This window comes from Halomicronema hongdechloris C2206 (assembly GCF_002075285.3).
GTDB classification, from domain to species: domain Bacteria; phylum Cyanobacteriota; class Cyanobacteriia; order Phormidesmidales; family Phormidesmidaceae; genus Halomicronema_B; species Halomicronema_B hongdechloris.
Genome location: NZ_CP021983.2, coordinates 5,264,874 through 5,278,002, shown reverse-complemented (window position 1 = coordinate 5,278,002; position 13,129 = coordinate 5,264,874). Strand labels below are relative to the sequence as shown.

10 protein-coding genes are annotated in these 13,129 nt (G+C 58.0%); 3 read left to right on the top strand and 7 right to left on the bottom strand.

Annotated elements, in window-relative coordinates; all coding sequences use genetic code 11:
- Positions 1-36: 36 nt before the first annotated feature.
- On the bottom strand, positions 37-2,343 hold the full coding sequence (locus XM38_RS24110; RefSeq protein ID WP_088431316.1) for a hybrid sensor histidine kinase/response regulator: 2,307 nt from the start codon (positions 2,341-2,343) through the stop codon (positions 37-39).
- A gap of 514 nt (positions 2,344-2,857) precedes the next feature.
- On the opposite strand from XM38_RS24110, the gene cobN reads away from it, so the two are divergent.
- Together cobN and XM38_RS24100 are read left to right on the top strand one after the other, a co-directional pair.
- Entirely contained in the window at positions 2,858-6,700 is a 3,843-nt protein-coding gene (cobN, locus tag XM38_RS24105; protein ID WP_088431314.1) for a cobaltochelatase subunit CobN, read from the top strand.
- Between the two features lie 145 nt (positions 6,701-6,845).
- On the top strand, positions 6,846-7,190 hold the full coding sequence (locus XM38_RS24100; protein WP_088431312.1) for an ArsR/SmtB family transcription factor: 345 nt from the start codon (positions 6,846-6,848) through the stop codon (positions 7,188-7,190).
- 69 nt (positions 7,191-7,259) lie between these two features.
- Here the strand turns inward: XM38_RS24100 and XM38_RS24095 are convergent, their stop codons facing one another.
- The 3 genes from XM38_RS24095 to XM38_RS24085 all read right to left on the bottom strand — a co-directional run bounded on the left by XM38_RS24095 (position 7,260) and on the right by XM38_RS24085 (position 8,708).
- The gene (locus XM38_RS24095; RefSeq protein WP_187329531.1) at positions 7,260-7,703 is read right to left on the bottom strand and encodes a GerMN domain-containing protein; all 444 of its coding nucleotides are present in this window, start codon (positions 7,701-7,703) and stop codon (positions 7,260-7,262) included.
- A gap of 46 nt (positions 7,704-7,749) precedes the next feature.
- Positions 7,750-7,932, bottom strand: coding sequence for a hypothetical protein (locus tag XM38_RS24090; protein WP_088431310.1), 183 nt, complete (start codon positions 7,930-7,932; stop codon positions 7,750-7,752).
- 302 nt (positions 7,933-8,234) lie between these two features.
- Positions 8,235-8,708: a DUF2358 domain-containing protein gene (locus tag XM38_RS24085; RefSeq protein WP_080805166.1), complete on the bottom strand. Its 474-nt coding sequence runs from the start codon at positions 8,706-8,708 to the stop codon at positions 8,235-8,237.
- A 77-nt stretch (positions 8,709-8,785) separates the two neighbouring features.
- Here XM38_RS24085 and XM38_RS24080 point away from each other — a divergent pair, with 77 nt between their 5' ends.
- Positions 8,786-9,319 (top strand): DUF1499 domain-containing protein, encoded by a 534-nt coding sequence (locus XM38_RS24080; RefSeq protein WP_225889407.1) that lies wholly within the window; start codon positions 8,786-8,788, stop codon positions 9,317-9,319.
- Positions 9,320-9,625: 306 nt separating this feature from the next.
- Here XM38_RS24080 and XM38_RS24075 read toward each other — a convergent pair whose 3' ends face one another.
- From XM38_RS24075 to XM38_RS24065, 3 genes are read right to left on the bottom strand one after another with little or no spacing between them, the layout of a single operon-like run.
- Complete coding sequence (locus XM38_RS24075) at positions 9,626-11,029, bottom strand: cytochrome c biogenesis protein (RefSeq protein WP_225889406.1); 1,404 nt, start codon at positions 11,027-11,029, stop codon at positions 9,626-9,628.
- Between the two features lie 28 nt (positions 11,030-11,057).
- The gene (locus tag XM38_RS24070; RefSeq protein WP_080805171.1) at positions 11,058-11,801 is read right to left on the bottom strand and encodes a cytochrome c biogenesis protein CcdA; all 744 of its coding nucleotides are present in this window, start codon (positions 11,799-11,801) and stop codon (positions 11,058-11,060) included.
- Between the two features lie 56 nt (positions 11,802-11,857).
- The gene (locus XM38_RS24065; protein WP_088431306.1) at positions 11,858-13,060 is read right to left on the bottom strand and encodes an FtsW/RodA/SpoVE family cell cycle protein; all 1,203 of its coding nucleotides are present in this window, start codon (positions 13,058-13,060) and stop codon (positions 11,858-11,860) included.
- Between the last annotated feature and the right edge of the window lie 69 nt (positions 13,061-13,129).

Here is a 13,129-nt window from a genome sequence, read left to right as displayed (position 1 = left end):
TCGCAGGGTAATTCCACTGAGGGAGCAGTCATAGCATTAGGGCACCGGTAATGAGGTCATCAGGGTATGAATTGTCGTTAACAACTGATCTGGAACAATGGCAGCAGGCAATACCTCATCCGCCCCTACCCGGTGCGCAGCCATACTCTGCTCTGCATCGCCGACATCGATTAAGGCAACGATCTTAACACTGGCAGTGGTGGGAGTAGACCGCAAGGCTTGCATGATGCCACCCCCATGGGTATCAGCCATATTTAGGTTGATGATGACAGCGGCTGGTTGCAGTAACTTGACTTGCTCGACCACCGTCGAGCCCTCCATCACCCAAATCACTTGATAATCAGCTGCTGTCAATAAATCGCAGATGAGACTGGCCGTCTCCTCATTGTCTTCCACCAAAACAATCCGACCCACCTCGGAGTCAGCCGTGATGGCGGGGGCACTGGCCATGGGACGAGTGGGACCCGCCAGCGATTGCATCGGTAACCGCACCATAAAGACAGATCCCTCTCCCACGGTAGAACTGACCTGAATCGACCCCCCATGTAAATCAACCAGTTGCTGGGTCAAGGCCAGGCCCAATCCGGTGCCCTGGTATTGCCGTTGGCGGGCAGTCTCTAACTGCTGAAATTTCTCAAATAACAGGGACTGCTGCATCTCCGGAATGCCGATACCAGTGTCTTCTACGATTAACACCGCCATCTGTTGGTCCCGACGAATACGCAGGCAGACCTGACCACCAGGAGGGGTAAATTTAATGGCGTTACTGAGTAGATTGGCTAAGATTTGGCCAACCCGCCGGAAATCAGCAATAAATCTATCCTGGTCAGCACCGAGGGAAAGTTCGACCGTGAGAGTGACTTCCTGGGTGAGGGCATCTTGGCGAAAGGCATCGGCTACTTGATGAGCCAAGGCGGCCAGAGAAAACTCACTGATATCTAGGGCTGTTCGTCTGGACTCGATCTTGGAGACTTCCAGGATGTTATTAATCAGCTCCAGCAAATGTTCACCACTTTGATGAATCGTGGTCAGATAATGTTGCTGCCGGGGGCTCAAATCGCCAAAGGACCACCGCAGTAACGTGGCCGACATGCCAATAATGCAGGTCAAGGGCGTCCGTAGCTCGTGACTCATAGTGGCTAGGAATTCGCCCTTGGCCCGATTAGCCGATTGAGCCGCAATTAGGGCATCCCGCAGATCTTGGGTCCGTTCTACAACACAGGACTCTAAGTTTTGGGTCTGCTGCTGTAGCTCTCGGTAGAGTTGGGCTTGATGAATGGCGATGGCTAAATGCTCACCAATATGCTGCAGAAAGGTCAGTTCCCAGGATTGCCACTGCCGCTGATGGGTACATTGATGAGCAATTAGTAAGCCCCACAGGGTCTGATCCACCAGAATCGGCACAATCAGCATGGATTGAACCTGGGCTTGCTGTAAAACGGTCTGCAAACAGTCGCAGTGGTGGTAGGCGGCTACGATGTCATCCACCACCAAAGGATGACCTTGGTAATATCTGGCCTGGGAGTGGGGCGGCTTAATAAAGCAGTAGTGCTCACTGTGGTGCAGCACCGATGAGATCGTGTCGTTTGCTCGGGATTCGTAGGCAATGTAACCGGCATGGTGAGATTGGCCTGCAGACTTGTCTGGGGCCAGGGGTGGGGGTGATGGCTCTGGGCTCTGGTCCGGGTCTACTGCAAACTGATACACCAGTAGCCGATCCGCCTCTAGGAACCGACGCACCTCTGCTACGGTGGTTTCCAAAATAGCGGGGAGTTCTAGGCTGCCCTGAATTTTCTGGACGACGTGATTGAGCAACAGGCTCTGTTCTAGCTGTTGATCTAGTGCCTGCCGTAGCGGTTGGCACTGGCAGTGGCTCTCTGGATCGGGCTTTTCTGGAGTGGTGCCATCAGTCTGAGGAGCCGATACTGGCTCTCCAACCATGGCTGCCGCCATCAGCTTTAGGAAAAAGGGGCCATACTCTGGGGAGGGGCTGTTGCTTAACTCGGCCTCTAGGATAGACAACAGGGCTTGATGGGGAGACTCTGCTGCCAAGCTGGCCTGTAAGTAGTGGAGGAACTCGACCATGGTCTCCTTCTCTAGAATGAGACTGACATTGTCTGTGACCTCCTCCCTAGCCCTGGGACGATGCAACACCAATACCGCCAAGGATGGCGCTACCAGGAGGTAAACCCCGTAGGGAGCAACCGCCGCTGACACGGCTGGATGGGCAGTGGTGAGTAAGGTACCGCCTAGCTGCCGCTGTTGCCACTCTAAGTAGTGTTGCATCCGCTGCAGCACAGCCCGGGGCAAGGGATAGTAAGGAATGTCGGCAAAACTGAACATAAATAACGGCGGGTGACAGCAGCACCCTGGCAACTGGCAATCTACACGGATGTTTGCAGGTCTGGCCAAGCGAGGAATAGCGCCTTAGCCCAATACTCAGAGCAGCATGAATTAGTCCTCTAGTTGACTCCTAGTGGACATGCCACCGCCTAAGCGTGACGGTGGTTGTATGGCACAACCATCTCAACTGCTTCAGCCTCGCTATCTCTATCGCCCCCTGCCCATAGCAGCGGACAATTAGCCTGAGTGAACAATCGGCTCTCAAACAGCCTCCCCATACCAAGTCAAGTCGGGAGTGGTTGGTTCCCGGGCAGCCCTCTCTGGAGGTAGACTTGGCCGAGGCTTATCGGCTGTGCAGTAGCCTCAACCTCAGCTCATGGCCTCCGGGGACAATGAAAATAGGGACATGATCAACCTTGAAATGGCTGATGATTATCCTAACTTCCCCCTAAGGGCTTTCCCCTCGTACACTAGAGTTCCTTCAGATTTCGCAGTTCCTTAAGCATTGACGACCATGCACCGACTCGCGGCAACGCCAGGGGGATGGACTCCAGACACCGATGGGGTAATTTTTATTGAGCAGACCCCGGCGCCGGTGGTTTTTATCACGGCAGCAGATAGTGAAATTCAGACCCTGGCTCGGGTGACCCCGCAACTGCCATCGGGGTTTCCGCAGCTGCGGGGAGCCAATTTATTGCAGTTGAAGCAGCCCCTGACCATTGACACCTATGCTGATCAGGTATTGGCCCAGGCCCAGTTGATTATCCTGCGGCTGTTGGGAGGACGGGCCTACTGGTCTTACGGCTTGGAGGTGGTGAAGGAGGTGGTGGATCGTACTGGCGCGGCGTTAATCGTGCTGCCGGGGGATGATCGGCCAGATCCAGACCTGATCAGCCATTCTACAGTGTCGCTCACCGTTGCCCATGGTCTCTGGCGTTATCTAGTCGAGGGGGGGCTGGATAATGTTTGCCATGGCCTCTTGTGGATCTGCGATCGCATCTTCGGTAGTCATTTCAATCCACCCGATCCACAACCGGTGCCTAAGGTGGGGCTGTACCCCTACCATTCCACGACATCTATCGCTCCGGCAACTGCTCCCCCTACAGCCAGCATCGGCCTGCTCTTCTACCGGGCCCACTATCTGGCCGGCAACACTGCCCCCATCGATGCCCTCTGCCAAGCCCTAGAGCGGCGAGGACTGCGGCCGCTGCCCATCTATGTGGCCACCCTACAGGATCCGGAGGTGCAGGCAGGGCTGCTAGAGCACGTCTGTGATCAGGGACGGCCAGCCATCGATGGGGTGATCAACACCACTAGCTTTTCGCTGGCCAAGCTAGAGAGCGCCAGCCCCCGCCTCGATCTCTGGCAAACCTTGGATGTGCCCGTACTCCAGGCCATCCTCAGCGGTGGCTCCCAAGAGCTCTGGCAACGTCATCCCCAGGGCCTATCCCCCCGAGATATGGCCATGAATGTGGCCCTGCCAGAGGTGGATGGGCGCATCATTACTCGCCTGGTGTCCTGTAAGGCGATCAACCAGCGCAACACTGCCCTGGAAACCGATGTGGTTACCTACGAGCCCATCGTCGATCGCATCGACTTTGTGGCCGATCTGGCAGCCAACTGGGCTGGCCTGGGCCGCACTCCCCCCGAACAGCAACGGATTGCCCTGATTTTGGCCAATTACCCCAACCGAGACGGCCGCCTGGCCAATGGCGTCGGCCTCGATACTCCCCAAAGCGTGGTGGAACTCCTGCAAGCCCTGCGGGCGGCTGGCTATCGGGTCGATCCCCTGCCCAGCGATGGCGATGAGCTCATCCAGTGGCTCACCGATGGCATCAGCAATGACCCAGAGGGGCGGCAGCTGCGACCAGTGCGTCAGTCTCTCTCCGGGCAGCAGTACCAGAGCTACTTCCAGAGTTTGCCCGAGACTGTGCAGCAGGCCCTGCGGCAACGCTGGGGCGATCCCCTGGCCCCGCCACCAGACAGGCAGTATTATCCTGTAGCTGGCCTGCAGCTGGGCCATGTGTTCGTGGGCATCCAGCCCAGTCGCGGCTACGATGCCGATCCATCCCTGAATTACCACGCCCCCGACCTGGAGCCCAGCCACGACTACCTCGCCTTTTACCACTGGCTGCGCCAGGTCTTTCGGGCCCAGGCCCTGGTGCATGTGGGCAAACACGGCAATCTGGAATGGCTGCCCGGTAAAGGCATTGCCCTCAGCCACACCTGTTACCCGGAGGTGGCCCTAGGGCCGTTGCCCCACCTCTATCCCTTCATTGTCAATGACCCAGGGGAAGGCGCCCAGGCCAAGCGTCGCAGCCAGGCAGTGATTCTCGATCACCTGACGCCACCCCTGACTCGGGCCGAACTCTATGGGCCGCTGCAGGCCCTGGAACGGCTGGTGGATGAATACTATGAGGCCCAGAGTCTGGATCCGACGCGCCTGCCGGTGATTTGCGATCGCATCGTCAATCTCCTGCGCGACAGCCACCTCCTAGACGAGCTCCCCCTCGACTCCTCCCCGACGTCTCTTGCCTCCTCCGCGTCCCTATCGTCTCTACTCCCGACTCTCGATGCCTACCTCTGCGATCTCAAAGAAGCTCAGATTCGAGACGGCCTACACATCTTAGGGCGTTGCCCCGCAGGGCGGTTACTGCGAGATTTAGTCGTCGCCATTGCCCGCCATCCCAGCGGCCATCGGCGGGGGCTAACCCGAGCCATCGCCGACACGTGGGGCCTCGACCTCGATCCCCTGAGCGATCCGCCGGCCCAGCCCTGGCAGGTTGATGCCCTTACCCCTGATACCGATCCAGCCATTGACAGTCTGCTTCGTCCTTGCCGCATCGTCGGTGACGTGGTCGAGGTCCTAGAGCAGCAAGCTGCCGCCATCGTGGCGGCCATGCTGGCATCCTTGGGCCATGGCCCGGCCCCATCCACCAGCCCGCCGATACAGCCACCGCCGCCCCAGCATCCCGATCTGGTCTGGATGCAGCAGCAGCTGCTGCCCGCCCTGATTCAGACTCCCCAGGAAATCACCCATCTGCTCCGAGGACTAGGGGGGCACTATGTCCCCAGCGTCCCCTCTGGGGCTCCCAGTCGCAATCGCCCCGATGTCTTACCCACTGGCCGCAACTTCTACGCCGTGGATCTGCGGGCCATCCCCTCCGAAAGCGCCTGGGACGTGGGGCGTCGAGCCGCCGAGGAATTGATCGAGCGGTACCTACAAGACCATGGCGACTATCCCCAGACCCTGGGCTTATCCGTCTGGGGCACTGCCACCATGCGCACTGGCGGCGATGATCTGGCTGAAGCTCTGGCTCTACTGGGAGTACGGCCTATCTGGGACGGGGCTTCGCGTCGGGTGGTCGATTTTGAGATCTTGCCCCTGAGTGCCTTGGGGCGGCCCCGGGTAGATGTGACCCTACGCATTTCCGGCTTCTTCCGGGATGCCTTCGCCAATTTAATCGACCTGTTTGACCAGGCCGCCGCCGCCGTGGCCGCCTTGGCCGAACCTCCCGACCAAAACCCCCTGGCTCAGCGAGTGCAGCAAGAAGCTGCCTACTGGCAACAGCAGGGACTGCCACCAGACCAGGCCCAGCGGCGGGCCAGCTACCGCGTGTTTGGCTCCAAGCCAGGGGCCTATGGTGCCGGGCTACAGGGGCTGATCGACGCCCAAAACTGGCAGGGGAATGAGGATCTGGCTCGGGCCTATGTCAATTGGAGTAGCTATGCCTACGGCCACGACGCCCCAGGACGGTCGGCCCCAGAGGCGTTTACCCATCGCCTCAGTCATCTGCAGGTGGTGCTCCACAACCAAGACAATCGAGAACATGATCTGCTCGATTCCGACGACTATTACCAGTTTCAGGGGGGATTAACCGCCGCCGTGCGGGCCATCACCGGCCGCAATCCCCAAACTTATTTTGGTGACCATTCCCGGCCTGAGACGCCCCGATTACGATCCCTGAGCCAAGAAATCGCTCGAGTTTACCGGTCCCGAGTGGTCAACCCCAAATGGATCGCCGGCGTCATGCGCCACGGCTATAAGGGCGCCTTCGAGATGGCGGCGACGGTCGATTATCTGTTTGCCTACGATGCCACGGCCCAGTGTGTGGCGGACCACATCTATGAGGGCGTCGCCCAGGCCTATTTACTCGATCCCCAGGTGCAAGCCTTTGTCCGCCAAGCCAATCCCTGGGCCCTGCGGGACATGGCTGAGCGACTGATCGAAGCCCATCAACGGGGACTGTGGCCCTCAGCGATGCCGACCTTGTTGGACGCCCTGCGGAGTCTAACCCACTCCGCCGAGGAGACGATCGAAACTCGCCACGGTCCTAGTACGCCAAGGCAGAAGTAAGCTTGTCCCTTAGCTCCCCCATCTTTACAAATGGCTCGAATAACCAAGCATGAGATGAGAGAGTCGGAACCGGTATCACTGAATTGCCATCAATAACTATACTGTTACAATAACGGCGATTGATCCCGCCTTTGGAGTGATGCCCATGGATCCCCTTCCCACCGAGGTGGTACAGCAAGTCGCGGAGTACTTCAGCGTTCTCAGCGAACCCATGCGTTTGAGAATCTTGAATTTACTTCGAGATGGTGAGAAGTGTGTTCAGGATCTGGTGGAGGCCACTCAGACCAGTCAGGCCAATGTCTCTAAGCATCTTAAGGTGATGCTTCAGGCTGGGATCCTCAGCCGCCGCACCGAAGGTACCTCAGCCTTCTATCGGGTCTCGGATGACTTGATTTTTGAGTTGTGCAGCCTGGTATGCGATCGCATCGCCGCCCGCATCGAAGAGCAGGCCCAGCACTTCCGCGCCTTTAGCCTCTCGAGTCGGCAATAGGGCATCCATTTAAGCCGGCCACCATCGCTGGCTTTACCTGGGAGAACGGGGATGAGCACCGCTTGGGCCTTACCCGCCGAAAGCGGCCTGATAGCTCTCTCGGGTCATGGGCTGTTGCACTTCTAACCCTTCCCCTCCCAACAGAGTCAGGGGTTCGCCCTGCACCGAGATCCAAACCGAGGCATCTGGGTCCAGGGTCGTGGCTGTGTAAATGATTTGGCCTAGACGGCCCCGCATGGAGAAGCTGCCTCCCCCCTGCTGAAACTCCGCAGAGAGGTCAACATGGATGCCATCGGCCTCTACCGATAGCCGGCGCAGGGTCGTCCCGGCAGGAATGGTAGAAACGCCTTCGGTGTCTGTCGCTGCCCCTTTCAGCAATGCCTCAAAGGCCGCCTGTAGCTTAGCCGTCGCAGCAGCCTCTGCGGGTAGGGAAATAGACTGGGGAGAGAGGGCCAAGGCACCCTCGGCATCCGTTACCCAGAAAACCTGAGCCGACTCCTCCGTCGCCGCCACCTCTGGGGCCGGGGACTCGATCTGGGGAGTCTCTGTCGTCGGGACCTCAGGAATAGGGATCGACTCGGTGGGGGGGATCGAGCGTCGGAAACTCGACTACGGCGGGCTGGGGATTAAGGGTACGCCAGGTAAACCAAGCGGCCGCTCCGCCCGAGGCCAGAATGACCACAGACAACCCGATCCCCACGCTGATCGGAATCTGCCGTAAGCCTTTTTGATCGTCCATCATCAGTTTCCCTTAGGCGCACACTCTCAACCTGCACAAGCTAGCGACTCAAGCCCCTGCCGTTGTCCACCTCTAGAATAGCTACCCTCAGCAATTCACCGCATCTACAGGGTCTACGGCACCAGCTTCTTCCCCCTAGTGTATCGCTGTCCCTAGCACGACGCCCATGGTGGGGACGGAGGACGGAGGGCGGCAAGGTAGGTAAATGGGGTGATGGGGTGTTGGGGTGATTGAGTAACGAGTGACGAGTAACGAGTGACGAGTAATAAGTCACCCTTCATCCTTCATCCTTCATCCTTCATCCTTCATCCTTCATCCTTCACTCCCCCACCAGGTCCGCGCCAGAACTGCCGCAACACGTCCCCGGGAGGGCGGTCCCAGGTGTCGATGTGCTGGTAAATCAGCCCTGCTGCATTGAGCTGGTAATCGGATACCCCATTGAATAAAATTCGAGGTCGCCAGGGTAGGCGCAGGGTGCCGCGCACGGTCCAGTCGGCTCGAATGTGTCGAGTCGCTTGGCGATAAACCCGGTGCAGGTCAAAGTGCAACTCAGTGAAAAACAGGCGTCCGTGAAACCGCAATGTCCAAAACACAATCCGGTAGTTGAACTTGCCGCGGAATCGATTCACCGGATCCTTGAACAGAATGTCTTGAGTGTAAATGTCGTAGGTTAGGTCAGTCTCGAATAGGGTCGGCAGTTCTGCCTCTAACCTGTCGATCACTTGGTCGACGACCTCTTGCGGTGGAGGTTGCAGCGGCGGTGACGAACTGGAAGCCATGATCGGGATGCCAAAATTTTAGTAAACTTCTGTAAAGACGTTATCCCCAAACTTCTATGGTGTGCAGACTGATTCCCGTGACGCTCGCTGTTATGCTGCTGGTGAGCGCTTGGTTGGGGGGAAGTTCCTCAGCCCTGGCCGCATCACCCCATACTGTTTCAGGGTCTCCTATGTACATTGCTGCGATTCCTGGTCTCAGTGGCCTCTTTGCCGGTACCCGCCCCGATACCCTGGGGGTTCAAGATGATGGTCGGTTGGCCGCGTGTCCTAGTTCACCTAACTGTGTGGTCAGTCGCGAAGATGCCGATGCCGAGCATGCGATCGCACCCTTGACCTACTCCTCTGATGCCGCCACAGCCATGGCCCGTCTCAAACAGGTGCTACAAGGGCAACCCCGCACTGACATCATCACTGAACGCGAGGATTACCTCTATGCCGAAGCCCGCAGCCGCTTGATGGGCTTTGTCGACGATGTGGAATTTTACCTAGATGCCCCCAATTCGGTGATTCAAGTGCGCTCTGCCTCCCGCCTGGGCCAATCAGATCTGGGGGTGAATCGCGATCGCATCGAGACCATTCGAGCCCAGTTCAACGACCTGGCAGGGACCTGATGTCCAGAGGCCAGCTGTGATCTCAAACTGTGATCTCAAACTGTGATCTCAAACTGTGATCTACGGACGTGAGATATCACGTCCGTGGCGCTTGTCCTTCATTCATTAGCCACTAAAGCCTGAGGCAATCAGGAGCACTCCAGCTACCAGGGCTAATATCAGGAGTACCAATCCAGCATTCCAGCTGCCCTTCCAAGAGTAGTTCTTCTCAGGCATGGTCGTATCCTCTTAGCTCTATACAGTCAGATCTACATGATAAATGTTAAAGTTTAACATTTTCCCACAGGCCCATTGGCAACCCTCGAGTCAAGCCCCTGAGCTGGCACTGGTCGAGAGGCCCGTCGCCAGGGGGAGCGCCTCAGTCTGAGCGCTCAACCGATCCAATAGCTCCATCAGTTCCCGCTCAAAGGCCACTTGGGCCCGATTCGTCCGTCCCCCTACATAGAGCCGGCCGTCCACTTCCAAGGCCCAGATTTGGGAATGGGACACATAACTCATCAACACCCCCGCCATCAGCAGGGCAAATCCGGCATACACCAGGGGGATGCCAGGATCGGCCTTGATCTGCAAACCAGTGCTGCCCACCACATCCACCAGGGAAAGGGCGACACCATTTACCTCGGTGGCCATCCCCTCGCGGACCGTTGAGACCAACTTGCCCGACTGGTCATACACCAGCACCATCCCTTGCAGATCCTTAGCCAGCAGAGACACCCCCTCACTCAGATCGGGATCGGTGGGTAGCCAGGTTCCCCAAAACCGGCCCATCTCCTCTGGCCCTAGGCGCCGCATCGGCACCGTCAACACCGGACTATTGTTCAACTTGACCCGCACGGCGGCGATGCCCCAGTCGGCCTGGTAGAGGGTAACCCCCTGGTAACGCAGGGGCTCATTCACATGGATGGTCTTGCGATCGACTTCGTCGCCGGCCTGATCCAAAACCGATAGGTCCGAGTAAAACTGATCGATGGTGCCATCGGGGGTGTAGTCGATCCAAAAGCGATTGACCCGTACCGACCAGTCCCGCGGAATCTGGGCCTGGGCCCAGGGGCCAGCATCGAGGATATTGCGAACCTGAAAGGTCTCACCGCTGGGCACCATCTCTTGGGCAGAAAAGCCGGTCATGGCCCCTAAGATGGCCCCGGCCAGGATGATCAACATGCTGGCATGGACCACGATGGGACCAATGCGCCCCACGATCCCCTTACGGGCATAGAGGGTATGGTCTGACTGAAACACCCGATAACGCCTCTGCCCCAGGAAACCGACCATGGCGGCCAGGGACCCCTGGGACACTTCTGTACTCAAGGCCAACTTTTGAAACTGCCGCGGCCGGGTATAGTAGCGCCACTGGCGAGCCGCTTTCAGGGCTGGGAACTGGCGGGTGAAGGTGCAGGCCGTCAGACTGGCCCCAAATAAAATCAGCAGGGCCAGAAACCACCAAGTGCGATAGACATGGTCCAACCCCAGCCCCAGCAACACCTGCCAACTGAGAAAGCCAAACAGGGCAGGATCCTCGGGATAGTTGGCCTGATAAAATGCCAGGGATTGGCCCTGCTCGATCACGGTACCGGCAATGCTAAATCCGGCGATGGCTAACAAGAGGCCGATGGCCAGGCGCAGATCTGCCAGCAGGGGCAGCAGATCTCGTTGAATGTATCGCTTCAGAGCTTGCCAGCCAACCGTCATGAAAGAAGCCTCCGATGCCATAGTCTAGTGTCTGGGTAAGGGCCGAATATCAGGCCAGGGCAGTGGGAAGCAACCGTAGCAGCAGGGAAAAGACCCCAAACCCGACCAGCAATACCCCACTGGTGGGGGTAATCCAGCCAGACCATCGCCGTAGCTGCAGGAGTTGCTTCAGGGTGGCGGTGAAAGTGCCCGCTAGGAGCACGGGAAACACATAGCCGATAGTGTAGGTTAACAGGAAAATGCCGCCGAGCAAGGGCTTTTCCGTGCTAGCGATCCAGGCCAGCAGGGTGGCCAATACCGGCGTACTGCAGGGAGAGGCCACCACCCCAAAGGTCAACCCCAAGAGATAGGCTTTTACCCCCACGGGAATTTCCTGCTCTAGAAAGGTGAGATTGCCCAGGGATGGCAGCGGTAAGGGCAGAGCCTGCAAGAGATTCAACCCCATGAGAATCGCCACCACGCTAACGAGAATGGGCAGCCCCCACCCGACTTGACCATAGACACGGCCCACGCCACCGGCAATTAACCCCAAGATGGCCAGGGTTGTCGCCAACCCTAGGGCAAAGCCTGAGGCCTGCAACAGGGCCTGCCCCCGATGCTTAGCGTCATAGCCCCCCATGTAGCCCACCATGATTGGCAGCATCGACAACATACAGGGGGATAGGCTGGTCAGTAATCCAGCCAAGAGCAAGATCCCTAGGCTGAGGCCAGAGACATGGGCCAACTGCTCAGCGACTTGGTGATCAGCCCAGAGGCTGAGGGAATATAGATCGGTCTGAAGCGTCTCCAGCATCACACGCCAGCTAACGATTACCTTCCCAATTCTATCGAAGCGGGCTGCCCCCAAGGTCAAGACCGTCGCCGTAGGAAAGTCACCTTAGACGGCGCTGGCGGCGCTGGGGCTGTGGGTAGCAGCGTGACATCGGCTCCATGAATCTCCCGCCCTACCCGCACCAGCAACGCCGCCGTCACCAGGCTCGAAATCATAGAACTGCCGCCATAGCTAAACAAGGGAAAGGGAAGCCCCGTGGTTGGCAATAAGCCGGTCGCCACCCCCATATTCATCAAGGACTGCCCCACCAGTAGCACCATGGCCCCGACTGCGACTAACCGATGCAGGGCATGGCGAGCGCGATAGGCCACCAGTAATGCCACAGAGGCATAGGTGGCCAGCAGCAGCAACAAGACCAAACTGCCGATGAGGCCAAATTCTTCGGCATACACCGAGAAAATAAAGTCAGTGTATTGAATCGGCAAGTAACTCAATTTCTGCTGCGACATGCCATAGCCCTGACCCCACAGCCCCCCGGAGCCAATGGTCAATAAGCTTTGAATCAGTTGGTAGCCGCTGCCGGTAGGATCGGCCCAGGGATCAAGAAATGCCGTGATCCGCTGGCGCTGGTAGGGATTCTGCAGCAGGCTGATGGTAGCCACGCCGACACCGCCCAGGGCCGTCAGTCCCAGATATCGATAGGGCAACCCTGCCGCCAGGGCGATGGACCAGAGCAACACGCCGCAAATAGCTGCGGTGCTGAGATTGGGTTGTAGCAAGATGGTCCCTAGCACCGCCCCGAAAATGCTCAACCACAGCAGGCGCGTCAGCCAGCCCAACTGATGCCACTGACCAAATAGCCGGGCTGCCTGCAGAATCAGTAGGGGTTTGATTAATTCTGACGGTTGTAGGAGAAAGGGGCCGAGGGGGAGCCAACGGGTAGCGCCATTGACGGTGACGCCCAAGGCCGAGGTCAGGGTTAACAGAATGAGCCCTAAGATCAACAGCAGGGCGATGCCTGAGAGCCGCAGCAACCGATCTAGGGAGGTATGGACCACGGCTTTGAATAGCAACAGCCCCAAAAATACCCAGAGTAATTGCACCTGAATGTATTGCAATCCATTGCCCTGTTCGGCTAGGGCCACCGGGTAGGAGGCCGAAAATAGAGTAATTAATCCGATCACTAACCAGATCAGGGTGAGCCATCGCAGTAAACGGGCTTCGGTAGCCCAATCACGCAAGGTGCGATCGCATAGGGGAATCCAGGCAAGCCAATTCAAGGCGATATCCCGCTAAAATGCCAAGGATTTAGTATACCGAACCTCGATCTTGACAACACCCCCCATGCC

Bases quoted from the DNA above. Each gene is read 5' to 3' on its own strand.
- XM38_RS24110 (WP_088431316.1), bottom strand. From the start codon at position 2,343: ATGTTCAGTTTTGCCGACATTCCTTACTATCCCTTGCCCCGGGCTGTG.
- cobN (WP_088431314.1), top strand. From the start codon at position 2,858: ATGCACCGACTCGCGGCAACGCCAGGGGGATGGACTCCAGACACCGAT.
- XM38_RS24100 (WP_088431312.1), top strand. From the start codon at position 6,846: ATGGATCCCCTTCCCACCGAGGTGGTACAGCAAGTCGCGGAGTACTTC.
- XM38_RS24090 (WP_088431310.1), bottom strand. From the start codon at position 7,932: ATGATGGACGATCAAAAAGGCTTACGGCAGATTCCGATCAGCGTGGGG.
- XM38_RS24085 (WP_080805166.1), bottom strand. From the start codon at position 8,708: ATGGCTTCCAGTTCGTCACCGCCGCTGCAACCTCCACCGCAAGAGGTC.
- XM38_RS24075 (WP_225889406.1), bottom strand. From the start codon at position 11,029: ATGGCATCGGAGGCTTCTTTCATGACGGTTGGCTGGCAAGCTCTGAAG.
- XM38_RS24070 (WP_080805171.1), bottom strand. From the start codon at position 11,801: ATGCTGGAGACGCTTCAGACCGATCTATATTCCCTCAGCCTCTGGGCT.